At 60.6% G+C, this 22,408-nt stretch carries 19 protein-coding genes, 4 tRNA genes and 1 pseudogene; 5 read left to right on the top strand and 19 right to left on the bottom strand.

Features of this window, described 5'->3' with window-relative positions; genetic code table 11:
* Positions 1–16: 16 nt before the first annotated feature.
* Both AC0T4W_RS06375 and mgtE read right to left on the bottom strand, forming a co-directional pair.
* Positions 17–268, bottom strand: a complete 252-nt coding sequence (locus AC0T4W_RS06375) for an OadG family protein (protein WP_476317580.1) — start codon at positions 266–268, stop codon at positions 17–19.
* A gap of 174 nt (positions 269–442) precedes the next feature.
* Entirely contained in the window at positions 443–1,885 is a 1,443-nt protein-coding gene (gene mgtE, locus AC0T4W_RS06370) for a magnesium transporter (protein WP_476317577.1), read from the bottom strand.
* 323 nt (positions 1,886–2,208) lie between these two features.
* Between mgtE and AC0T4W_RS06365 the strand changes: the two genes are divergently transcribed.
* Positions 2,209–2,706 (top strand): DUF4124 domain-containing protein, encoded by a 498-nt coding sequence (locus tag AC0T4W_RS06365; RefSeq protein WP_476317574.1) that lies wholly within the window; start codon positions 2,209–2,211, stop codon positions 2,704–2,706.
* A 47-nt stretch (positions 2,707–2,753) separates the two neighbouring features.
* Here AC0T4W_RS06365 and AC0T4W_RS06360 read toward each other — a convergent pair.
* From AC0T4W_RS06360 to AC0T4W_RS06280, 17 genes are all read right to left on the bottom strand, one after another.
* A tRNA-Arg gene (locus AC0T4W_RS06360) sits at positions 2,754–2,830 on the bottom strand.
* Positions 2,831–2,901: 71 nt separating this feature from the next.
* A tRNA-Arg gene (locus AC0T4W_RS06355) sits at positions 2,902–2,978 on the bottom strand.
* A 72-nt stretch (positions 2,979–3,050) separates the two neighbouring features.
* A tRNA-Arg gene (locus tag AC0T4W_RS06350) sits at positions 3,051–3,127 on the bottom strand.
* A gap of 53 nt (positions 3,128–3,180) precedes the next feature.
* Positions 3,181–3,271: transfer RNA gene (locus AC0T4W_RS06345), tRNA-Ser, on the bottom strand.
* A 62-nt stretch (positions 3,272–3,333) separates the two neighbouring features.
* Positions 3,334–3,519 (bottom strand): carbon storage regulator CsrA, encoded by a 186-nt coding sequence (gene csrA / locus AC0T4W_RS06340; protein WP_025165378.1) that lies wholly within the window; start codon positions 3,517–3,519, stop codon positions 3,334–3,336.
* A gap of 187 nt (positions 3,520–3,706) precedes the next feature.
* Positions 3,707–4,945 carry an aspartate kinase gene (locus AC0T4W_RS06335; RefSeq protein ID WP_476317571.1) on the bottom strand — a complete coding sequence of 413 codons (1,239 nt, stop codon included), beginning with the start codon at positions 4,943–4,945 and terminating at the stop codon, positions 3,707–3,709.
* A gap of 113 nt (positions 4,946–5,058) precedes the next feature.
* Positions 5,059–7,683: an alanine--tRNA ligase gene (gene alaS, locus AC0T4W_RS06330; RefSeq protein ID WP_476317568.1), complete on the bottom strand. Its 2,625-nt coding sequence runs from the start codon at positions 7,681–7,683 to the stop codon at positions 5,059–5,061.
* Positions 7,684–7,985: 302 nt separating this feature from the next.
* Positions 7,986–8,990 carry a low-specificity L-threonine aldolase gene (gene ltaE / locus AC0T4W_RS06325; RefSeq protein WP_476317565.1) on the bottom strand — a complete coding sequence of 335 codons (1,005 nt, stop codon included), beginning with the start codon at positions 8,988–8,990 and terminating at the stop codon, positions 7,986–7,988.
* A gap of 201 nt (positions 8,991–9,191) precedes the next feature.
* Complete coding sequence (gene astE / locus AC0T4W_RS06320; protein ID WP_476317563.1) at positions 9,192–10,202, bottom strand: succinylglutamate desuccinylase; 1,011 nt, start codon at positions 10,200–10,202, stop codon at positions 9,192–9,194.
* 26 nt (positions 10,203–10,228) lie between these two features.
* Positions 10,229–10,519, bottom strand: a complete 291-nt coding sequence (locus AC0T4W_RS06315) for a topoisomerase II (protein ID WP_476317560.1) — start codon at positions 10,517–10,519, stop codon at positions 10,229–10,231.
* A gap of 94 nt (positions 10,520–10,613) precedes the next feature.
* Positions 10,614–11,963, bottom strand: coding sequence for an N-succinylarginine dihydrolase (gene astB / locus AC0T4W_RS06310; RefSeq protein ID WP_476317557.1), 1,350 nt, complete (start codon positions 11,961–11,963; stop codon positions 10,614–10,616).
* A complete protein-coding gene (astD, locus tag AC0T4W_RS06305) occupies positions 11,960–13,423 on the bottom strand; it encodes a succinylglutamate-semialdehyde dehydrogenase (protein WP_476317554.1) in 1,464 nt (487 codons plus the stop codon). Before astD ends, astB begins: the two co-directional genes overlap by 4 nt.
* 76 nt (positions 13,424–13,499) lie before the next feature.
* A complete protein-coding gene (gene astA, locus AC0T4W_RS06300; protein ID WP_476317551.1) occupies positions 13,500–14,516 on the bottom strand; it encodes an arginine N-succinyltransferase in 1,017 nt (338 codons plus the stop codon).
* Positions 14,517–14,527: 11 nt separating this feature from the next.
* Positions 14,528–15,559 (bottom strand): arginine/ornithine succinyltransferase subunit alpha, encoded by a 1,032-nt coding sequence (gene aruF / locus AC0T4W_RS06295; RefSeq protein WP_476317549.1) that lies wholly within the window; start codon positions 15,557–15,559, stop codon positions 14,528–14,530.
* 175 nt (positions 15,560–15,734) lie between these two features.
* Positions 15,735–16,955, bottom strand: a complete 1,221-nt coding sequence (locus AC0T4W_RS06290) for an aspartate aminotransferase family protein (protein ID WP_476317546.1) — start codon at positions 16,953–16,955, stop codon at positions 15,735–15,737.
* A gap of 446 nt (positions 16,956–17,401) precedes the next feature.
* Positions 17,402–18,604: a patatin-like phospholipase family protein gene (locus tag AC0T4W_RS06285; RefSeq protein ID WP_476317543.1), complete on the bottom strand. Its 1,203-nt coding sequence runs from the start codon at positions 18,602–18,604 to the stop codon at positions 17,402–17,404.
* A gap of 125 nt (positions 18,605–18,729) precedes the next feature.
* The gene (locus tag AC0T4W_RS06280) at positions 18,730–19,662 is read right to left on the bottom strand and encodes a lipid A biosynthesis lauroyl acyltransferase (RefSeq protein WP_476317540.1); all 933 of its coding nucleotides are present in this window, start codon (positions 19,660–19,662) and stop codon (positions 18,730–18,732) included.
* Positions 19,663–19,819: 157 nt separating this feature from the next.
* Here AC0T4W_RS06280 and minC point away from each other — a divergent pair.
* From minC to AC0T4W_RS06260, 4 genes and pseudogenes are all read left to right on the top strand, one after another.
* Positions 19,820–20,544, top strand: a pseudogene (gene minC, locus AC0T4W_RS06275) (septum site-determining protein MinC).
* Positions 20,545–20,636: 92 nt separating this feature from the next.
* A complete protein-coding gene (gene minD, locus AC0T4W_RS06270; RefSeq protein ID WP_476317537.1) occupies positions 20,637–21,452 on the top strand; it encodes a septum site-determining protein MinD in 816 nt (271 codons plus the stop codon).
* Positions 21,449–21,703: a cell division topological specificity factor MinE gene (minE, locus tag AC0T4W_RS06265; protein WP_025165363.1), complete on the top strand. Its 255-nt coding sequence runs from the start codon at positions 21,449–21,451 to the stop codon at positions 21,701–21,703. The genes minD and minE overlap by 4 nt, the downstream gene beginning before the upstream one ends.
* Positions 21,704–21,759: 56 nt before the next feature.
* A complete protein-coding gene (locus tag AC0T4W_RS06260; protein WP_298182862.1) occupies positions 21,760–22,395 on the top strand; it encodes an RluA family pseudouridine synthase in 636 nt (211 codons plus the stop codon).
* Positions 22,396–22,408 lie beyond the last annotated feature (13 nt).

Below are 22,408 nucleotides of genomic sequence, written 5' to 3'. Positions count from 1 at the left end.
CCCTGTCGAACCTGGCTCACCCGCGGCGGGCGCGGTGCTGGTGAATAGCGGATTGGATAGCGGCTAGCACATCAGCGCTCGGCTCGTCGGAGGCCGGCTTGACTGCCGATGGCACAGATACGGGAATTGGCGCCCTCACGGTAAAACGCTCAATAACCCACGACATCACGCGGATCATCAGCACCAATAGAATCAGGAAGAGAAATACAGTGCCCAGGCCGAATAGCATGAGCTCGACACCCTCGAGGAGGAGTTCACTAGGGGTCATCTTGGCTCCATTACCAGCTACTTATGAACTGCGTTAATTATTAGAGTGGAGCGCCCGGGAGTTGATCCCGGGCAAAGCTGGCGAACCTTAGCGTGAAACGAGCGTTTGAAGCAAACCCAGCACGGCCGAATGAGACATTTTATGTAGAAAAAGCGTCACATTCCCCGCGCGCCACTAGAGCAAGAACAAGCTGGCCAGGCCCAGGAAGATAAAAAAGCCACCACTGTCAGTTACTGCAGTGATCATCACACTGGCCCCCATAGCTGGATCGCGCCCCATACGCACCAGCGTCATAGGGATCAACACCCCCATCAGCGCCGCCAGCAGCAGGTTCAGCACCATCGCAGCAGTCATCACCACGCCCAGCGACCAGCTGTCATAAAGCAGGTAGGCCACCACACCAATTACCCCGCCCCAGACAATGCCGTTGACCAGGCCAACACCTAACTCCTTGCGAATCAACCGCGAGGTATTGCCGGTGCTGACCTGATCCAGCGCCATGGCGCGCACGATCATGGTGATGGTCTGGTTACCCGAGTTGCCACCGATACCCGCCACAATCGGCATCAGCGCCGCCAGAGCCACCAGCTTTTCAATGGAATCCTCGAACAGGCCAATCACCCGCGAGGCCAAAAAGGCCGTAACCAGATTGATCGCCAGCCAGGCCCAACGGTTGCGCAGGGATTTCCACACAGAGGCGAAGATATCTTCTTCCTCGCGCAGACCGGCCATATTGAGGACTTCGCTTTCGCTTTCCTCGCGGATTAGGTCGACCATCTCATCGATGGTCAACCGGCCGATCAGCTTGCCGTTTTTGTCCACTACCGGCGTAGAAATCAGGTCGTAACGCTCGAACGCTTGCGCGGCGTCGTAGCCGTTCTCATCCGGATGGAAACTCACCGGGTCGGTGGCCATGACCCCGCTAACTAGTTTTTCCGGGTCATTGACCAGCAGACGCTTGACCGGCAGCACGCCCTTGAGCACGCCGTCGTAATCGACCACAAACAGCTTGTCGGTATGCCCTGGCAGCTCCTTGAGACGACGCAAATAGCGCAATACCACTTCCAGGCTGACATCTTCGCGGATGGTGACCATCTCGAAGTCCATCAGCGCGCCGACCTGATCGTCCTCGTAGGACAACGCCGAGCGCACGCGCTCGCGCTGCTGCGCATCGAGGGTTTCCATCAGCTCATGCACAACATCGCGCGGCAGCTCGGAGGCCAGATCAGCCAGCTCGTCGGCGTCCATGTCCCTGGCCGCAGCGAGAATTTCATGGTCGTCCATGTCCGCGAGCAGGGTTTCACGCACTGCGTCGGACACTTCAAGGAGGATGTCGCCGTCGCGCTCGACCTTGACCAGCTGCCAGACCGTCAGGCGGTCATCAAGCGGCAGGGCTTCGAGGATGTGGGCAACGTCAGCGGAGTGCAGCTCATCAAGCTTGCGCTGCAATTCGGCGAGGTTCTGCCGATGCACCAGATTTTCCACCCGGCCGTGGTGCTGGCCTTCCTGACGGTGGGTCAGGTCTTCGACCAGCTTGTGCCGATGCAGCAACTCGACCACCTGGGCCAGACGGTCTTGCAGGCTTTCCTGCGGTTTTTTCGCTTCTACTTCAGTCATGGCGCGCTCCACCCCCAGCGGCGGCGCACGCCAAAGAGGGTCAATCAGTCAGTACGTGATTGCACAATCGAATTTCAGAGTAACTACTGGGTAAGTCCATGGTGGTGTCCCACAAGCCCCGGCGGGGCTGACAGGGCAAATGATAGCACCGCCCAGGTGCGTTGCATGTGACAAAAACAAACCTAGAACAAGCGCTTGCGAGGCAAACTTAAGCCCACTCTCACATCACTAGCTGCGACGAGCCAGGCACCGACAAAGGCACGCCTGGCACATGCAAATACATGGACTACCCTTGCACATGACACCGTCACGGAGGACGCACCATGCATGGACTGCGCTGCGCAGCTTTCTGCGCCATTCTGCTTTGCCCACTGCCCACACTCGGCTCAAGCGTATTTCGCTGCGAAGACGCCAAAGGCCACGTCACCTTCACCCGCCAGGGCTGCCCTGATACGCACAGCCAGAGCCTGCAACAGGCCTATAACCCCACACCAGGCAGCGGCAAACCGGTGCCACTGGCCAAACCGCGCAAGGCCAGCCGCGAGAGCAAGAAGAAAGATCAACAGGAGCTGACAGTGATTGGCGCAAAGCAGGATGGCTGCGGCAACCACCTGAGCAGCAGCGAACGGCGCGCCGCCATCATCAAGCAGCAGATACGCCTGGGCATGAGTCGCGCCGATGTCGAGAGCAGCCTCGGCAAGCCCGACAAGGTCACCGAACAGAACGGCCAGACGCGTTACGTGTACCAGGGCAAGAAAGGCAATAAGCGCAACGTCAGTTTCGATGAGGCCGGCTGCGTTAAAGGCAAAGCCAAACGCTGAATTCGACACATAAAAAAGGGCCTGCATCGCTGCAGGCCCTTCTTGTTTGGTGCACTCAGGAGGATTCGAACCTCCGACCGCTCGGTTCGTAGCCGAGTACTCTATCCAGCTGAGCTATGAGTGCAATGGCGCTTTTAAACCAGATCACCGCTGGCTGAAACAAATTAGCCTGCATCACTGCAAACCATTTCGATTTGGTGCACTCAGGAGGATTCGAACCTCCGACCGCTCGGTTCGTAGCCGAGTACTCTATCCAGCTGAGCTATGAGTGCAAATGGCGCTTTTTGACCAGATCACCGCTGGCTGAAACAAAATGGCCTGCATCACTGCAAGCCATTACGATTTGGTGCACTCAGGAGGATTCGAACCTCCGACCGCTCGGTTCGTAGCCGAGTACTCTATCCAGCTGAGCTATGAGTGCATGTAACGCTTGCACTGCAGACTTCCAAAATCGACGCCTACAGCACTAAATAATGGCGGAGAAGGGGGGATTCGAACCCCCGACACCCTTTTGAGATGTACTCCCTTAGCAGGGGAGCGCCTTCGGCCACTCGGCCACCTCTCCGCAACACGGGGCGCATGATAACCATGTTTTCCCCGTTTGCAAAGCCAAAATTTCGATAAAAATTAGTGGCTTGGTTCTTCGCCTTTCTCTTTCTGGATGCGCTGGTAAATTTCTTCACGGTGCACGGCAACCTCCTTCGGCGCGTTAACGCCAATGCGCACCTGATTACCTTTAACGCCCAACACGGTGACAGTGACTTCGTCACCCACCATCAGGGTCTCTCCGACCCGGCGAGTCAGAATCAGCATTCCTTTCTCCTTACGGATATCAGTTCAGGACAACAGCAGTCTGCAAAAATAAAATGGTGGCAGCCCCGAACATCTCTAGCAGAGCCTTCACCCAAGTATTGACTAGTGTGAGCAGAAAGAAAGTTCCTGCTCATGCCAACCAAAAAGACGAAAGGCGCGGGATAAACCGCGCCTTTCGGATAATGCCTCAGTCGCCCTGACGGGCTGGGGCATCCAGTTCAAAAGCAGTGTGCAGGGCGCGCACCGCCAACTCCAGATATTTCTCTTCGATTACCACGGAGACTTTGATCTCCGAGGTGGAGATCATCTGGATATTGATGTTTTCCTTGGCCAGCGCCTCGAACATGCGACTGGCGACGCCTGCGTGGGAGCGCATGCCGACACCGACGATGGACACTTTGGCAATCTTGATATCGCCGATCACTTCACGCGCACCCAACTCGCGAGCGGTGTTTTCCAGCACCTGCTGCGCCGCAGTGTAGTCATTGCGATGCACGGTGAAGGTGAAATCGGTGGTGTTATCGTGCGCAACGTTCTGCACGATCATGTCCACTTCGATGTTCGCAGCACTGATCGGGCCGAGAATTTTGAACGCCACGCCCGGGATGTCCGGTACGCCACGGATGGTCAGCTTGGCTTCGTCGCGGTTGAAAGCGATGCCGGAGATGATCGGCTGTTCCATGGATTCCTCTTCATCAAGGGTAATGAGGGTGCCCGGCCCCTCTTGGAAGCTGTGCAGCACGCGCAGCGGGACGTTGTACTTGCCGGCGAATTCCACCGAACGAATCTGCAGCACCTTGGAACCGAGGCTGGCCATTTCCAGCATCTCTTCGAAGGTGATTTTTTCCAAGCGCTGAGCCTGCGGCACCACACGTGGGTCGGTGGTGTAGACACCATCAACGTCGGTGTAGATCTGGCACTCATCAGCCTTCAGCGCAGCAGCCAGGGCTACACCGGTGGTATCGGAACCGCCACGACCGAGGGTGGTGATATTGCCGTGCTCGTCAACCCCCTGGAAACCTGCGACCACCACCACGCGACCGGCCTTGAGGTCGGCGCGCAGCTTCTGGTCATCGATCTGCAGGATGCGCGCTTTGTTGTGCGCGCTGTCAGTGAGGATGCGTACCTGATTGCCGGTGTATGACACCGCTGGCACGTCAAGCTTGATCAACGCCATGGCCAGCAGGGCAATGGTCACCTGCTCGCCGGTCGAGACCATCACGTCGAGTTCACGCGGTACCGGCTGACCATCACTAACCTGTTTGGCCAGATCGATCAGGCGATTGGTTTCACCGCTCATGGCGGAAACCACAACCACAATGTCATCGCCGTTTTCGCGGAATTTCTTCACCTTCGCGGCCACCTGCTGAATACGCTCAACAGTGCCGACGGAGGTGCCGCCAAATTTCTGTACGATCAAAGCCATTTTAAAGCCGCCTCAGCCCGTGAAGGGCGCCCATTAAACAGATAACTCAATACCCTGCCAAGGCCCGCCGGACGTAGACCGGGCCTTGGACTGTAGATCCGGGAAATCGGCGTTTACAGACCCTGCTCAGCGAAGGCCACCGCCAACGCCAGGGCACCATCGAGGGCCGCCGCATCAACGCCGCCGCCCTGAGCCATGTCCGGGCGACCGCCGCCCTTGCCGCCGACCGCCGCAGCCGCCTGCTTCATCAGCTCACCAGCTTTCAGTTTGCTGGTCAGGTCCTGGGTTACACCGGCCACCAGCACGACTTTGCCGTCCTGTACGCCGCCGAGCAGGATCACCGCGCTGCCGAGCTTGTTCTTCAATTGGTCGACCATGGCAAGTAGTGCCTTGCCGTCCAGACCGTCGAGGCGTGCCGTCAGCACCTTGATGCCTTTGACGTCGACAGCGGAACCGGCCAGGTCATTACCGGCTACGCTGGCGGCCTTGGCCTTGAGCTGCTCCAGCTCTTTCTCCAGCTGACGGTTGCGCTCCAGCACACCGGCGAGCTTGTCCAGCAGGTTGTCGCGACTGCCCTTGACCAGCGCTGCAGCTTCTTTCAGCTGCTCTTCCGCGCCATTCAGGTAAGCAAACGCCGCAGCACCGGTAACTGCTTCGATACGGCGCACGCCTGCGGCCACACCGCTTTCGCTGATGATCTTGAACAGGCCGATATCGCCCGTACGTTTGACATGGGTACCGCCGCACAGCTCAACGGAGAAGTCGCCGCCCATGCTCAGCACGCGCACCTGATCGCCGTACTTCTCACCAAACAGGGCCATGGCGCCTTTGGCCTTGGCGGTTTCGATGTCGGTTTCCAGGGTTTCCACTTCGCTGTTACCGCGCACTTCGCGGTTAACGATGCTTTCCAGCTCTTTCAACTGCGCCGCAGTGATCGCCTCGAAGTGGCTGAAGTCAAAACGCAGGCGCTGGCTGTCAACTAACGAGCCCTTCTGGGTCACGTGCTCGCCCAGCACCTGACGCAGCGCGGCATGCAGCAAGTGGGTGGCCGAGTGGTTGAGCGCTGTGGCTTGACGCACGCTGGCGTCGACTTCGGCCTTGAGCGAAGTGCCAACACTCAGGCCGCCTTTGACCGCAACGCCATGGTGCAGGAATGCGCCGCCCGCCTTGGTGGTATCACGCACATCGAAACGCACGCCTGCGCCTTCAAGGAAGCCGCAGTCGCCAACCTGGCCGCCGGATTCGGCGTAGAACGGCGTCTGATCGAGGACCACAACGCCCTCCTCACCTTCGCCCAGGCTATCGACGGCCTGGCCGGCCTTGAACAGCGCAATGATCTTGCCGCTGCCGCTGGTGCCCTGGTAGCCGAGGAACGCGGTGTCGCTATCAACCTTAACCAGCGCGTTGTAGTCCATGCCAAAGGCGCTGGCAGAACGGGCACGCTCGCGCTGCGCCTGCATTTCGCGCTCGAAACCTTCTTCATCCAGAGTCAGCTCACGCTCACGGGCGATGTCGCCGGTGAGGTCCATCGGGAAGCCAAAGGTGTCGTACAGTTTGAAGATCACTTCGCCCGGAATGACCGTGCCTTTCAGCTCGTCCAGGTCCTGTTCGAGGATCTTCAGGCCCTGCTCCAGGGTCTTGGCGAATTGCTCTTCTTCGGTCTTCAGCACGCGCTCGATATGCGCCTGCTGCTGTTTCAGCTCAGGGAAAGCATCGCCCATCTCTGCCACCAGCGCGGCAACGATCTGATAGAAGAAGCTGCCCTTGGCGCCCAGCTTGTTACCGTGACGGCAGGCACGACGGATGATGCGGCGCAGCACGTAACCGCGACCCTCGTTGGACGGCGTAACGCCATCGGCAATCAGGAAACCGCACGAACGAATGTGGTCAGCCACCACTTTCAGCGAAGCCTGAGCTTCGTTGGCGCAGCCGATAGCCTTGGCCGCTGCGTTGAGCAGGCTCTGGAACAGGTCGATCTCGTAGTTCGAGTTGACGTGCTGCAGCACCGCGCTAACGCGCTCCAGGCCCATGCCGGTGTCCACACTCGGCGCCGGCAGCGGGTGCAATACGCCGTCTGCGGTGCGGTTGAACTGCATAAAGACGTTGTTCCAGATTTCGATATAGCGGTCGCCGTCCTCTTCCGGGCTGCCGGGTGGGCCGCCCCAGATGTGCTCGCCGTGGTCGAAGAAAATCTCCGTGCACGGGCCGCACGGGCCGGTGTCGCCCATGGTCCAGAAGTTGTCAGACGCGTACGGCGCGCCTTTGTTGTCGCCGATGCGGATCATCCGCTCGGCCGGCACACCGACTTCCTTGTTCCAGATATCAAAAGCTTCATCGTCAGTGGCGTAGACCGTGACCCAGAGTTTTTCCTTGGGCAGGTTCAGCCAGTTCTCGCCGGTAAGAAACTCCCAGGCAAAGTGAATGGCGTCGCGTTTGAAATAGTCGCCAAAGCTGAAGTTGCCGAGCATTTCGAAGAAGGTGTGGTGGCGTGCGGTGTAACCGACGTTTTCCAGGTCGTTGTGCTTGCCGCCGGCACGCACGCACTTCTGACTGGTGGCGGCGCGGGTGTAGGCGCGCTTTTCCAGGCCGAGGAAGCAATCCTTGAACTGGTTCATCCCAGCGTTGGTAAACAGCAGGGTCGGGTCATTGCCCGGAATCAGGGAGCTGGAGGCGACACGGGTGTGTCCCTTCTGTTCGAAGAAGCTGAGGAAGGCTTCACGGATTTCTGCGCTTTTCATAGGAATCTTCCAAAAACCAGCGGCCACGACAAAGCCGGCAAAGGGCCGCATTATATCGGGCCTTTAGCATCGGTACAGCGTGTTTATCAATAGATAACGGCTATAACACCGCTCGACGCGAAAGACGACGAACAGTAGGTTGGGTTAGCGGCAACCGGCATGCCTGGTCATGACACGGCTGGAGCCGCCGCGTAACCCAACAACGGCATCCGCAGTGCAGCCATGATGGGTTACGCCGCACGTAAACGGACGCCCTCCTAATAACCCGCTGGCGGCTAACCCATCCTACGGCGCTGGCCGGCTCAAGCGCGGGAATACGCGGCAAAAGCCTCGATCACCTGCCCGATAGCCGCAGCCGAGGTATCCAGATGGGTAACCATGCGCAAACGCGGCGCGGCGCTAAGCTTGATCCCGCGCTCAGCGCAGAAGGCTTTCAGGGCGCCGGCCTGCTCGTCCACCTGGACATAGACCATATTGCTCTGCACCGGCTCCACCGCATAACCCAGCTCGCGCAAGCCTGCAGCCAGCAGCTCGGCGTTGGCGTGATCCTCGGCCAGGCGCGCCACCTGATGCTGCAAGGCATATAAGCCAGCCGCTGCGAGCATACCGGCCTGACGCATACCGCCGCCGACCATCTTGCGCAGCCGTCGCGCCTTGCCGATCAGCTCAGCTGAGCCACACAACACCGAGCCAATCGGTGCGCCGAGGCCCTTGGACAGGCACACCGAGACCGAATCGAAGTACTGAGTGATCTCCCGTGCAGGTACGCCCAGCTTGACCGCCGCGTTATACAGCCGCGCGCCGTCCAGATGCAGGGCCAGGCCGCGTCGCGTGGTTAGCTCACGCGCCGCCCGCAGATAGGCCAACGGCAGCACCTTGCCCTGCATGGTGTTTTCTAGCGCCAGCAGGCGCGTGCGGGCGAAGTGGAAGTCATCCTGCTTGATCGCGGCTTCGACCTTGGTCAGGTCCAGCGAACCATCGGCCTCGCCATCAATCGGCTGCGGCTGGATTGAGCCGAGCACTGCCGCGCCACCACCTTCGTATTTATAGGTGTGCGCCTGCTGGCCAACGATATATTCGTCGCCCCGCGCGCAATGGGCCATCAGCCCGAGCAAGTTGCTCATGGTCCCGGTGGGCACAAACAGCGCCGCCTCAAAACCCAACTCGGCAGCCAGATACTGCTCCAGTCGGTTGACTGTAGGGTCTTCGCCATATACGTCATCGCCCAGCTCGGCGGCATGCATGGCCTCGCGCATACCTGGGGTCGGCTGGGTGACGGTGTCGCTGCGCAGGTCGATAACGGGCATGGCGTGCAGTCCTTAGATGGGGCTAAAGCCCGATGCTAAAGCGCTGCGGATAAGCACACAAGGTACAGATCAGGCGAGAAAACGCAGGACAGATTACGCCTCAACAGAGTCGTAGCCCGGATAAAATCCGGGAAAATAGTGTGCGGCCAACACTGGCCCCCGGATTGCATCCGGGCTACAGATTGGCACTTGCCATTGGGATCAGGCTAGTTGCACGTCTTCGGCGGGAACAATCAGGATACCGGCACGCAGGCCGTTTTTAACCTTGGGATTGGGGAAGATGATCCGCGCGCCCGGCTCGCCCACCACCCAGCGGGTGTCGGACAGGTCTTCAGCCAGCAGATAGCCGAGCGGCAGTTCGCTGAAGTTTTCGATATCAGCCGGCAGGTGCAGCTTGAAGGCGTCGCTGTGCTTGATCACCTCGCGCGCTACAGCAAACAACTTGAGCTCACCCAAATCATCGCTGGCACCCTCAAGCTCGCGGCCTTCAATCAGGGCCTGCAGATGCAACTCAAGCAGGTCGAGATTGACCAGTTCGTTCTGCCCGAACGGCCGCGCTTTACCCAGTTCCAGGGTGAAGGCTTCCGCCCCCAGCTGGGTGTAGGTGTAAGCGCTGAAGGTGATCGAGCTTTTGTTGTGCAGCAGCACCGCTTCAATCCCGGCAGCGTTCAGGCGCGCCAGCTCATGCTGGCTGCGTGGGCGGCCCTCCTGAAACGGGTAGAGGGCGAATTGCTCGATCTTTGATGCACGAATGGCGGTGTGCAGGTCGTAATGCAGGCGTGTGCGCTCTGGTTTGCTGAAGAAGGTTGCGGCCAAATGCTCAAGGTCGCAGGCGCGCAGGGCCTCGGGCCCGGTGTGCTGGTCGTGGCGGCCATTGAACAGGCGGTTGATGTCCTGCTCGATATACCGCTCGCCGCTGCGCATAGCCGCGGGGTTACCGAACAGAAAGAGAATGCGCGCGCGGGGCTTCAGCTGGTTGCGAGCAATGCCCTGCAACAGGCGGTCGAGCAATTCAATCGGCGCGGTTTCATTGCCATGGATGCCCGCTGACAGCAGCAGGTCCTGACCGTTGTCGCTGGCCACCGGCGGCGTGACTTCCAACGCGCCTTCGGCCAGCCAACGCAAACGCGTGCCCTCGGGAGTCAGCTGAATCTTCGCTGCCGGTTCATGGCCGGCCAGGGTCAGTTCGAGCAATTTGCCAAGGGCAAGCATGGGCGTTTCCTCAGAGCGTAAAACTCTTAGTGGTTGCAGTCGGGGCCATGCACATGACCGTCCTGTTCATCTTCATCCAGACCAGCGGCTTCCATTTCCAGCTCCAGGCTGACCAGGTTGGTGGCCAGCGGGCGCAGCAGCAGGTTGGCGTATTCAGCAGCGCCCTCCTCCACGTCCACACCGATCATCAGTTGGTTGTTGCCCACCTGTTGGAACCAGATTTCCTGGCCCTGCCAGATCACGGCAAAACGTGTGCAGGAGGTTTCCAGCTGGGTGCCGTCAGTATCTTCGAGGATCAGTTGCAGGGCGTCGCTCATAAAATCTCCACAGGTGTTGGCGTAGGGTGGCTGTCGTTTTTTACATCCACCACAAGCCCGTCATGGTGGGCCGAGAAAGCGCGACCCACCCTACTCAAGCTAATTGGAATGGATAAACCGCGCCCAGTTTAAGGATCTGCGTCAGTTCGTCCAAGGCTGCACGGCATTCGTTGAGCAATTGTGGGTCAGCCAGATCGTTTTCGCTCAGGCGGTCACGGTAGTGCTTGTCGACCCAGACGTTGAGGCTGTCGTGCAGGGTCGGGGTCATGATCACGCCCTGGTTGACCGCCGCCAGCTCGTGCTCCTTGAGCGCCACGCGCAGGCGCAGGCATGCTGGGCCGCCACCGTTCTGCATGCTCTGCTTGAGGTCGAAGACTTTAACCTCGCGGATCGGCCCATTACCGCTGGTCAGTTGCTCCAGGTAGCACCAGACATTGGCGTTGTTGCGGCATTCTTCCGGCACGATCAGCAGCATGCCGCCCTCGGCGCGGTTGAGCAGCTGACTGTTAAACAGGTAGGACTTGACCGCATCCTCCACCGTCACCGCATCACGCGGCACACACACGGACTGGAAGTTGCCACCACGGCGGGCGAGCTTGTCGCTCAGCTCGGCCAGTACCTTGTCGGTATCGAGGAGGGCGTCCTGGTGATAGAACAGCACCTCACCATTACCCACCGCGATCACGTCGTTGTGGAATACGCCCTGATCGATCACGGTTGGCGTCTGCTGGGCGTAGACCACGCCGTCATCACTCAGGCCATGCAAACGGGCAACCGCCTGCGAAGCTTCCAGGGTTTGCCGCGCCGGGTAGCGCTGCGGGGCCGGGAAGCGGCTGTCGAAGGCGCTGCGGCCGAACACGAAGAACTCCACGCCAGCATCACCGTAGCCTTTGCAGAAGCGCGTGTGGTTGGCCGCGCCTTCATCACCGAACTGACCGACTGCCGGCAACGCCGCGTGGTGGGCGAAGTGCTGATCGTTGGCGAACATCGCACCAAGCACGCGGCTGGTGGTCGGGTGTTCGATGGAGCGGTGGAATTTGCAGTTGAGGTTAGCGGCGGTGAAGTGCACGCGACCATCAGCAGTATCGGCACTCGGGCTGACGGTGCAGGCGTTGGCGGTCCACATGCTGGAGGCCGAGCAGCTGGCAACCAGCAGCGGCATGGCGTCTTTCGCGGCTTTCTGGATCACTTGTGCGTCGGTGCCGGTAAAGCCCAGGCTGCGCAGCACGGCGACATTCGGGCGCTCCTGCGGGGCCAGTACGCCCTGCTTGAAGCCCATATCCATCAGGGCCTTCATCTTGGCCAGACCCTGCTTGGCCGCTTCTTTCGGGTTGGACGCAACCTGGCTGTTGCTCTGCGAGGCGACGTTGCCGTAGGACAGGCCACCGTAGTTGTGAGTCGGCCCGACCAAGCCATCAAAATTCACTTCGAATGCATTGCTCACAGGCTTACTCCGGGGGTCAGGGTGGCGGGCAGACTCAGGCTGTCAGCTTCCAGCGAGGCCACCGGGTAGGCGCAGTAATCAGCCGCGTAATAGGCACTGGCGCGGTGGTTGCCGGAGGCGCCCACACCGCCGAAGGGCGCGGTGCTGGCAGCCCCGGTCAGCTGTTTGTTCCAGTTGACGATACCGGCGCGGCTTTGCAGCCAGAACTGCTCGTAGCGCGCCTTGGAATCGGACAGCAGGCCAGCGGCCAGGCCGTACTGGGTATTGTTGGCCTCGGCGATGGCAGCATCGAAGTCGTCGTAGCGAATCACCTGCAGCAGCGGACCGAAGAACTCTTCATCCGGACGATTGGCGACCTTGGTTACATCAATGATGCCAGGGGTGAGCAAGGCGGCACCCTGCAACGGCTGAGTCATTTCCAGCAGCGGCTTGGCGCCCTGGTTCAGCAGGTGCTGCTGGGCTTTGATCAGGTGCTGCGCAGCGGCTAGGGAAATCACCGAACCCATAAAGGGCGCTGGCTGGGCGTCAAAACTGCCAACCTTGATACTCGCAGCAACCTCCACCAGGCGCTCCAGCAGGCTATCGCCCCACGCGCCTTGCGGCACCAGTAGGCGGCGCGCACAGGTGCAGCGCTGGCCAGCGGAGATAAAGGCTGACTGGATGATGGTGTACACCGCCGCGTTGAGATCAGCGACCTGATCGACCACCAGCGGGTTGTTGCCGCCCATTTCCAGGGCGAGGATTTTGTCCGGGCGACCGGCAAACTGGTGGTGCAGCAGGTTGCCGGTGCGGCTGGAGCCGGTAAAGAACAGCCCGTCGATACCGTCATGCGCAGCCAACGCCACACCGGTATCGCGCGCGCCCTGCACCAGGTTGAGTACGCCCAGCGGCAGGCCGGCTTCGATCCAGCACTTGACCGTCAGCTCGGCGACTTTCGGGGTCAGTTCGCTGGGCTTGAACACCACGCAGTTACCCGCCAGCAGCGCCGGCACGATATGGCCATTAGGCAGGTGACCGGGGAAGTTGTACGGGCCGAATACCGCGACCACACCATGGGGCTTATGCCGCAGCACGGCGGTGGCGTCGGCCAGTGGGCCACTTTTCTCGCCAGTTCGCTCGCGATAACTCTGCACCGAGATGGCGATCTTGTTGACCATGCTGGTGACTTCAGTGGCGGTTTCCCACAGCGGTTTGCCAGTTTCCTCGCCGATGCAGTGGCCCAGGGCATCTGCATGGGTTTTCAGGGTGGCGGCAAACTGTTCGAGCACAGCGATGCGCTCATCCAGCGGGCGCGAAGCCCAGGCTGGAAATGCGCCACGGGCAGCCTGCACGGCAGCATCAACCTGTGCGGCGCTAGCCGCAAAGCCTTGCCAGATAGTTTCCTGGCTGACCGGGTTGAGCGATTCCAGGGCTTCACCCTGGCCTGCGTGCCAGGCCCCAGCAATGTAATGAGTGCTCATCTTGTTTTATCACTCCCAGCAAGGTGTAGACCCGACCTACGCCGGATCAGCAAATAGAGACAGCGCCGTTCAGTTGCTAGCCGCGGGCGGAAATCGCAACCGCCCGCACCTGATCGCCCGCCGCCATCTGTAGGCGCTTGGCGGTTTGCGCATCCACCACCAGGGTGCCGGCAGCCAGGCGCGCCGGCGCTGCGGTAATTCGGCAGTCTTCGCGCTTGCGGTTATGGATCAGAAACTGCGGCGCGTCATCGCCTGGGGTGCCGACGGCCAGTACCAACACCTGGCTGTCCTGCACCGCACGGATCTTCGCGGTTTGCGCTTCGATGGACGGGCCAGCATCGAAGATATCGACATAGCCCTGATAGCTGAAACCCTCACCCTTGAGCATGGCCAGCGCTGGCTCGGTATCTGGGTGCACGCGGCCGATGATGTTGCGCGCATCCTCCGAGAGGAAGCAGGTATAGAGCGGAAACTTGGGCATCAGCTCGGCAATAAAAGCCTTGTTGCCCACCCCGGTGAGGTAGTCAGCCTGACTGAATTCCATCTTGAAGAAGTGCCGCCCCAGGCTTTCCCAGAATGGCGAACGGCCCTGCTCATCGGACATGCCGCGCATCTCGGCAATTACCTTGTCGCCGAACAGCTCGCGGAACTCAGCGATAAACAGAAAGCGTGCCTTCGACAACAGCCGGCCATTCAGGCCGCTGCGCTGATCACTGCGCAAAAATAGCGAGCACAGCTCGGAGTTGCCGGTCAGGTCGTTGGCCAGAAACAGGGTGGGGATCTGCCGATGGATATTCAGCTCCTGCGAGGCGCTAACGGTCAAGCCGACCCGGTAGTTGTACCAGGGTTCGCGCAGACCAACGGCGCCGGCGACGGCTGAGATACCGACCACCTCGCCGTTGTCGTCTTCGAGCACGAACAGGTAGTCGGCATCGGCACGCGCGGCTTCGCCACGGAAGGTTTTCTCAGCCCAGCCAACGCGGTGCGCCAGGCGTTCCTCATTGGCGGGCAGCGTGGTCAGGCCAGCGCCGGTACTGCGCGCCAGTTGCAACAGGGCCGGCAGATCGGTGCTGCGGACGGGACGAACGATCATGCGCTAACTCCTTAAACCGCAACCAGGCGTACGCTGACGCCCTCGCCGACACCCAGGGCCTCGGCAGCCGCCAAACTCAGAGTGACCGGCTTGCCCGGCACCCAATCAAGATCCACAACGATGGCGCGGAAATCCTGCAACTGACCGTTACTCACCAGATACGGCCGACCACCTTTTACAGGCTCACGCTCTTCATTGGCGGAGACGTGCAGCGGTACCACGCGGCTCTGGGCAATCGAGCGGATACCCGAGGTACGCGCATGCAGGGTCGGGCCGCCGTCGAAGATGTCGATGTAATGGTCGGTCTCGAAGCCTTCACGCATCAGAATGTCGAAGCTGATCTGCGCCCGTGGATGCACCTGGCCCATGGCCTCTTGCGCCTCATCGGGCAGCAGCGGCACGTAGATCGGATAATGCGGCATCAGCTCGGCGAGGAAGGTGCGGCTTTTCAGGCCACACAAGCGCTCGGCCTCGGTGTAATTCATGTCAAAGAAGTTGCGCCCCACCGCATCCCAGAACGGCGAATCGCCGGCCTCATCGCTATAGCCGACGATCTCCACCACCAGCGCATCGGCAAAGCGCTCCGGGTGGTTGGCCAGGAATAACAAACGACCACGCGAATTGAGTTCCGACCAGGCGGTGCTCACCAGCGACCGCTCGACGTAGAAGCTGGTCAGCAGGCTGTTGCCGGTGAGGTCGTGGCACAGCGAGAGCACATGGGTCTTGTTATGGATCTTCAGCTCGCGGGAGTTGTGCACGAAAGTTTCGTTACGAAAGCTGTAGAACGGCTCCGAATAGCCGGCCGAGGCGACGATGCCGGAGCAACCGACCAGGCGGCCGCTCTCAGTGTCTTCGAGAACGAAGAAGTAACTTTCTTCACCGTTGAAGCTGACTTCGGCGGAAAATGAGGCCTCCGAAGCAGCGATCTTTTCGCGTAGACGATCACTGTCGTCCGGCAGTGAAGTCACACCAACCGGGCTGTCCGCGGCGAGACGCTGCACTTCAGTGAGGTCGGCCATTTGCGCGGGGCGCATCACCAGCATGGTGCCACTCCTTTTTATAAAAGCTCCAAGCTGTCCCAATAGGACGGCCTAGAGAAAACCGCAACAAAGGCTGCGGCACACACAGAGACAGGCTTCCTTGCTGTTTGCTCAACCCATCCGTGGGTCAAGCGGGCGCAGCCTGATCCGCCGTACTAACGACGGGCCAGGCTGGCAATCAGGCCTGGGCCAGCTTGGCCACGGCACGCTCGAAACGCGCCAGACCTTCATCGATATCGGCGTCTTCAACCACCAGGCTTGGGGCGAAACGCACCACGTCCGGGCTGGCCTGCAGCACCATCACGCCCTCCACAGCGGCAGCATCGAGGATCGCCTTGGCTTTGCCTTTCCAGGCATCGGCCAGCACCGCACCGATCAGCAGACCGAGGCCGCGCACTTCGCTGAACACGTCGTACTGTTGGCCGATCTGCTCCAGTTTGGTTTTGAAGCGCTGATGCTTGGCCTTCACCCCAGCCAGCACTTCAGGGGTGTTGATGGTGTCGATCACCGCCTCACCCACCGCACAGGCCAGCGGGTTACCGCCGTAAGTGGTGCCGTGGGTGCCGACGGCCAGGTGCTTGGCCAACTCATGGGTGGTGAGCATGGCGCCAATCGGGAAACCGCCGCCCAGGCTCTTGGCGCTGGAGAGGATGTCCGGGGTCACGCCGTAGTGCATATAGGCGAACAGCTCGCCGCTGCGGCCCATGCCGCTCTGCACTTCGTCGAACACCAGCAGCGCATTGTGCTTGTCGCACAGCTCGCGGGCCGCTTGCAGGTAAGCCAGGTCAGCCGGCAGCACGCCGCCCTCACCCTGAATCGGCTCCAGCACCACGGCGCAGGTTTTGTCCGATACCGCAGCCTTTAGCGCCTCGATATCGTTATAAGGGATGTGGCTGATGCCCTGGATCTTCGGGCCGAAACCGTCGGAATACTTCGGCTGACCACCAACGCTGACGGTAAACAGGGTGCGGCCGTGGAAGCTGTTGGTCGCGGCAATGATTTCGCACTTGTCTTCGCCGAACTTATCGAACGCCACACGACGGGCCAACTTAAACGCGGCCTCGTTGGCTTCGGCGCCGGAGTTACAGAAGAACACGCGATCAGCGAAGGTGGCGTCGATCAGTTTCTTGGCCAGACGCAGGGCCGGCTCGTTGGTGAACACGTTGGATACGTGCCAGAGGTTGCCGGCCTGCTCGGTAAGCGCCTTGACCAGCGCCGGATGGGCATGGCCCAGCACGTTGACGGCAATGCCGCCGGCAAAGTCGATCAGCTCACGACCGCTTTGATCCCACACGCGCGAACCGGCGCCACGTACTGGAATAAAGGCAGCGGGTGCGTAGTTGGGCACCATCACCTGGTCGAAATCGGCGCGTTGCACCGGGTCGTGCTGAACAGACATCTGAGCTCTCCTGACGAGGAACACCTGCATTCAATAGCAGGCGATGTGAAGGATTGTAGGGACTGATCCGGGGCCGGCATTGCCGCCATGCGACAACTTCTTATAGCGCCAACCCTAGGAAAACCGCAGCTTTCGCAAATGCGACAGAAAGCATCGCGAAGGCGCAGTTTAAATGCAGCCATCTGCCTTGGTGCGGTTTTATCGGCAGTGTGGAAAAGGATTTATATGGCCTGCCATCCATCGCGGGCACCCTGCGGGGCGTCGCTGTGTGGTGTTAAAGATGGCTATGTACCCGTTAACTGTTGCGCGGCTGTTCATCTGCTCAGCGGGTAGGTTGGGTTGAGGAGCAACGCGACGAAGCCCAACACGACATACCACTGCCTGTTGGGCTTCGCTACGCTCAACGCCAACCTACGACCTATCACCTCACACCACGCAATGGCTTTTCAGGCGGGTATCGGAATCACCGCAGGCACCGGCGGACTGTCCAGACAGAGGAACTCGATCAAGCGGGCTTTCTGCGCCATGGCGTCCTGATAACCCAGCTCTATCAGCTCGTTGCAGTAACCCGGCTCGAACAGCAGGTAACTCAGCACCCCTGCCCCACTGGCCTTGGTCGCCCCAGGGCCACGCAAAAACATACGCAGCGCGCTGGGCAGCTCGTGGCGATGGCGCGCGGCGATCAGATCCAGCGGCTGACTAGGCGCAATCACCAGCACATCCACCGGTTTGAGCCCCAGGCCACGTGGATGGTTTTCGACCGGGATCAATCGGCCCATCTGGTTAAGCCGCTCAAGCAATTCGATATCGCTTTCCAGGCTGTCGATAAAGGTGCTGTTGAGCATATGCCCGCTGATCTGCGCCAGGCTCGGCGGCCGACTGTGCTGCGGCCGTACCACCGGAGGCTGAGCCTGCGGCCCCGTCGGATTACCACTGACCCCCACCACCAGCACCCGCGTCGCGCCCAGGTGCAAAGCCGGGCTGATTGGCGCGGACTGACGCACTGCGCCATCACCGAAGTACTCGCGATTGATCTTTACCGGCGGGAATATCAGCGGAATCGAGGCGCTGGCCAGCAGATGCTCAAGCGCCAGCCGGGTTGGCACACCCACCCGACGATGACGGAACCAGGGGTCGATGGTGGCGCGGCCTTGATAGAAGGTCACCGCCTGGCCGGTTTCATAACCGAAAGCCGTCACGGCCACCGCGCGCAGCTGGCGGTGGCGCACCGCTGCGGCGATCCCGCTGAAATCCAGCTCACGCCCGAGCAGATCGGCCAGCGGCGAGCTGTCGAGCAACGCCACCGGCACTTGGCCGCCCAGCCCGAGCAAGCTGTGACCAATAAAGCGGCTGGCCTGGCGCAACACGCCCGGCCAATCACTGCGATACACCTGATGGGTATGAAAGCCCTGCCAGACGCTGGTCAGCCGCCGTACGGCCTCGGTGAAGTGCAACGCACCGCAGGCCAGGCCCACCGCATTGATCGCGCCGGCGGAGGTGCCGACGATCACCGGAAAAGGATTGTGCGCCGCGTTGGGCAGCAAGTCGGCAATCGCCGCCAGCACGCCCACCTGATAGGCCGCCCGTGCGCCACCGCCGGAGAGAATCAGCCCGGTAACCGGCTGATTGGTTGGAGCAGGGTACGGCATAGGCTGTTTCCCACTGTTTTTTAGCCAGTATAGGAGCCAGTCAGGCGCACACGGAACCCGCAAGTGCCAAGAAAACCCACTTTAAACAAGCGACCCGCCAATTGGATGGCGGACCAAGTCAGAAGCTAACGTTTCTTTCTATAGAGCTTCGGCTCGCCTGGCGGCCGAGTTTTGAAGCGCCGATGCGCCCACAGATACTGTTCGGGGCAGACGCTGATAGCTTGTTCGACCCACTGATTGATTCGCAGGCAATCGGCCTCTTCGCTCTCGGTGGGGAAATCCGCCAACGGCGGATGGATCACCAGCCGATACCCCTGACCATCGGGCAGGCGCTGCTGAGTAAAGGGAATCACCTGAGCACGACCCATACGGGCGAACTTGCTGGTAGCGGTGACGGTAGCCGCTGCAATACCGAACAGCGGAACGAAGAGGCTTTGCTTGGGACCATAATCCTGATCCGGCGCATACCATATAGGCCGCCCCCCACGCAGCACCTTGAGCATGGCGCGCACGTCCTCGCGCTTGATGACCGTGGCGCTCAGATTATGCCGCTCTCGACCGCGGCGCTGAATGAAGTCAAACAGCACGTTTTTGTGCTCACGGTACATACCGTCGATGACGTGCACCTGCCCGAGCAACGCCGCGCCGATTTCCAGGGTGGTGAAGTGAATTGCCATCAGGATCACCCCCTGACCTTGCGCCTGGGCTTGCTGCAAATGCTCGAGACCCTCGATATGAGCCAGCTGCGCCAGCCGGGCCTTGGGCCACCACCAGCTCATTGCCATCTCAAAAAAAGCAATACCGGTTGAAGCGAAGTTCTCTCTCAACAGGTGCTCCCGCTCGGCGGCTGACATCTGCGGGAAACACAGCTCCAGGTTGCGCGCGGCGATCTTGCGCCGCGAACGGGCCAGACGATACATCACGCCGCCCAACACGCGCCCCAGCCGCAACAGCACCTTATATGGCAGCTGGGCGACCAGCCACAGCAGACCCAAGCCCAGCCACAGCAACCAAAAACGCGGATGAAGGAAGTAGACGCGAAATACAGGGCGATCCATAACACAGGTCCGAGGCACGCAAGAAAGCGCCGCATTCTATCAGGAGTTTGCCTGCCGCCAGGTTTCGCGGCGCGTAACTTGCGAGCACGCGGCGTTCTCGCTATAAGTCCGGCTTACTTTTCCCTCAGTTTCTAATAAGGGCCGCATCAGGCAGACCATGAGCCAAGCCGATCTCCTCGCGCAAGACCCCGTATTCCAGCTAAAAGGCAGCATGCTGGCCATCACCGTGATGGAGCTGGCGCACAACGACCTCGCCCGCCTCGACCAACAGCTTGGTGAAAAAGTCGCCCAGGCCCCGGCCTTTTTCAGCAACACGCCGCTGGTGCTGGCTCTGGACAAACTGCCGGAAGGCGAAGGCGCGCTCGACCTGGCCGAGCTGATGGCGGTCTGCCGTAAGCATGGCCTGCGCACCCTGGCGATACGCGCCAACCGCGAGGCCGATATTGCGGCCGCCGAAGCCTTGGATTTACCGGTACTGCCGCCGTCCGGCGCACGCGAACGGCCCATCGACCTTGCGCCACCAAAGCCGGAAAAACCTGCAGAGCCCGAATTCAAGCCGAGTAAAATCATCACCAGCCCGGTACGTGGCGGCCAACAGGTGTATGCCCAGGGCGGCGACCTGATCGTTCTGGCCCCGGTCAGCGCCGGCGCGGAACTTCTCGCCGATGGCAACATCCATGTGTACGCACCGATGCGCGGCCGGGCACTGGCCGGCATCAAGGGCAATCTTAAGGCGCGGATTTTCTGCCAGCAGATGGGCGCAGAACTGCTGTCCATCGCCGGCCACTACAAGGTGGCCGAAGACCTGCGCCGCGACCCACTCTGGGGGAAGCGGTGCATGTCAGCCTGTCGGGTGACGTGTTGAACATCACCCGCCTTTAACGGATACTGCCGCCACTTTTCAAACAGGGCAGCCGGACGCCTGAAATAGGCCACGGAACCTGCGTTTTCTCTACATTTTGGGGTGAATCACCTTGGCCAAGATCCTCGTTGTTACGTCCGGCAAAGGTGGCGTCGGTAAAACCACCACCAGCGCTGCCATCGGTACCGGCCTCGCTCTGCGCGGGCACAAAACTGTCATCGTCGACTTCGACGTCGGCCTGCGCAACCTCGACCTGATCATGGGCTGCGAACGCCGCGTGGTGTACGACTTCGTCAACGTGGTCAACGGCGAAGCGACCCTCTCGCAAGCGCTGATCAAAGACAAGCGCCTAGAAAACCTCTACGTGCTGGCCGCCAGCCAGACCCGTGACAAAGACGCGCTGACCCAGGAAGGCGTCGAGAAAATCATCAATGAGCTGCGCGAAACCTTCGAATACGTGGTCTGCGACTCGCCGGCTGGTATCGAAAAAGGCGCGCACCTGGCCATGTACTTCGCCGATGAAGCGATTGTTGTGACCAACCCGGAAGTCTCCTCGGTACGTGACTCGGACCGCATGCTCGGCCTGCTTGCAAGCAAATCGCGCCGCGCCGAGAAAGGCGAAGAGCCGATCAAGGAACACCTGCTGCTGACCCGCTACAACCCGGAGCGCGTGCTCAAGGGTGAAATGCTTGGCGTGGAAGACGTCGAGGAAATCCTCGCCATCCGCCTGCTTGGCGTGATTCCGGAGTCGCAAGCCGTACTCAAGGCATCAAACCAGGGCGTGCCGGTGATCCTTGACGACCAAAGCGACGCGGGCCAGGCCTACAGCGATGCGGTTGACCGCTTGCTTGGCAAGGACGTTGCGCACCGCTTCCTCGACGTGAAAAAACAGGGCTTTATGCAACGCCTGTTTGGAGGTCGTGAATGAACATTTTTGACTTCTTTCGTGAGCGCAAGAAAGAAACCACGGCGTCCATTGCCAAAGAGCGCCTGCAAATCATCGTCGCCCACGAGCGCGGCCAGCGCAGCCAGCCAGACTACCTGCCGGCCCTGCAGCAAGAACTGGTCGAGGTGATCCGCAAGTACGTCAATATCGACTCGGATCAAGTGCAGGTTGCACTGGAAAACCAGGGCAGCTGCTCCATTCTGGAGCTCAATATCACTCTGCCCGATCGTTGATTGTCTAACACCCCGAAACGGCGGCCCTGGCCGCCGTTTCTATTTGTGGAATGCCCATGCCGCTGTCAAATGTCGTAATTCTCCACCAGGACGCCGCCCTGCTGGTGATCAACAAGCCCACCCTACTGCTCTCGGTGCCCGGCCGCGCCGAAGACAACCGCGATTGCCTGGTCACACGCCTGCAGGAAAACGGCTACCCGGAAGCGCGCATCGTCCATCGCCTGGATTGGGAAACCTCGGGGATCATCGTCCTGGCCCGCGACGCAGACAGCCACCGCGAGCTGTCCCGCCAGTTTCACGACCGCGAGACCGAGAAGGCCTACACCGCCCTGTGCTGGGGCCAGCCCGAGCTGGACAGCGGCAGCATCGACCTGCCCCTGCGTTACGACCCGCCGACCAAACCGCGCCACGTGGTCGACCATGAACAGGGCAAACATGCGCTGACCTATTGGAAAGTGTTGGAGCGGCACGCCGAACATTGCCGCGTTGAACTGACGCCCATAACAGGCCGCTCGCACCAACTGCGCGTGCACATGCTGTCCATCGGCCACCCACTGCTCGGCGACGGCCTCTATGCCCACGAACAGGCCCTGGCTGCTTACCCGCGTCTGTGCCTGCACGCCAGCATGCTCAGCCTCACTCACCCGCAGACCGGCGAGCGGATGCGCTTCGAATGCCCCGCACCGTTCTAAAGCTGACCCACAA

This window comes from Pseudomonas sp. C7.1, from assembly GCF_056312395.1.
This window is presented reverse-complemented; position numbering and strand designations above follow the sequence as displayed.

Coding starts and splice junctions, on each gene's coding strand:
- AC0T4W_RS06375 (WP_476317580.1), bottom strand. CDS start 268: ATGACCCCTAGTGAACTCCTCCTCGAGGGTGTCGAGCTCATGCTATTC.
- mgtE (WP_476317577.1), bottom strand. CDS start 1,885: ATGACTGAAGTAGAAGCGAAAAAACCGCAGGAAAGCCTGCAAGACCGT.
- AC0T4W_RS06365 (WP_476317574.1), top strand. CDS start 2,209: ATGCATGGACTGCGCTGCGCAGCTTTCTGCGCCATTCTGCTTTGCCCA.
- csrA (WP_025165378.1), bottom strand. CDS start 3,519: ATGCTGATTCTGACTCGCCGGGTCGGAGAGACCCTGATGGTGGGTGAC.
- AC0T4W_RS06335 (WP_476317571.1), bottom strand. CDS start 4,945: ATGGCTTTGATCGTACAGAAATTTGGCGGCACCTCCGTCGGCACTGTT.
- alaS (WP_476317568.1), bottom strand. CDS start 7,683: ATGAAAAGCGCAGAAATCCGTGAAGCCTTCCTCAGCTTCTTCGAACAG.
- ltaE (WP_476317565.1), bottom strand. CDS start 8,990: ATGCCCGTTATCGACCTGCGCAGCGACACCGTCACCCAGCCGACCCCA.
- astE (WP_476317563.1), bottom strand. CDS start 10,202: ATGCTTGCCCTTGGCAAATTGCTCGAACTGACCCTGGCCGGCCATGAA.
- AC0T4W_RS06315 (WP_476317560.1), bottom strand. CDS start 10,519: ATGAGCGACGCCCTGCAACTGATCCTCGAAGATACTGACGGCACCCAG.
- astD (WP_476317554.1), bottom strand. CDS start 13,423: ATGAGCACTCATTACATTGCTGGGGCCTGGCACGCAGGCCAGGGTGAA.
- astA (WP_476317551.1), bottom strand. CDS start 14,516: ATGATCGTTCGTCCCGTCCGCAGCACCGATCTGCCGGCCCTGTTGCAA.
- aruF (WP_476317549.1), bottom strand. CDS start 15,559: ATGCTGGTGATGCGCCCCGCGCAAATGGCCGACCTCACTGAAGTGCAG.
- AC0T4W_RS06290 (WP_476317546.1), bottom strand. CDS start 16,955: ATGTCTGTTCAGCACGACCCGGTGCAACGCGCCGATTTCGACCAGGTG.
- AC0T4W_RS06285 (WP_476317543.1), bottom strand. CDS start 18,604: ATGCCGTACCCTGCTCCAACCAATCAGCCGGTTACCGGGCTGATTCTC.
- AC0T4W_RS06280 (WP_476317540.1), bottom strand. CDS start 19,662: ATGGATCGCCCTGTATTTCGCGTCTACTTCCTTCATCCGCGTTTTTGG.
- minE (WP_025165363.1), top strand. CDS start 21,449: ATGAACATTTTTGACTTCTTTCGTGAGCGCAAGAAAGAAACCACGGCG.
- AC0T4W_RS06260 (WP_298182862.1), top strand. CDS start 21,760: ATGCCGCTGTCAAATGTCGTAATTCTCCACCAGGACGCCGCCCTGCTG.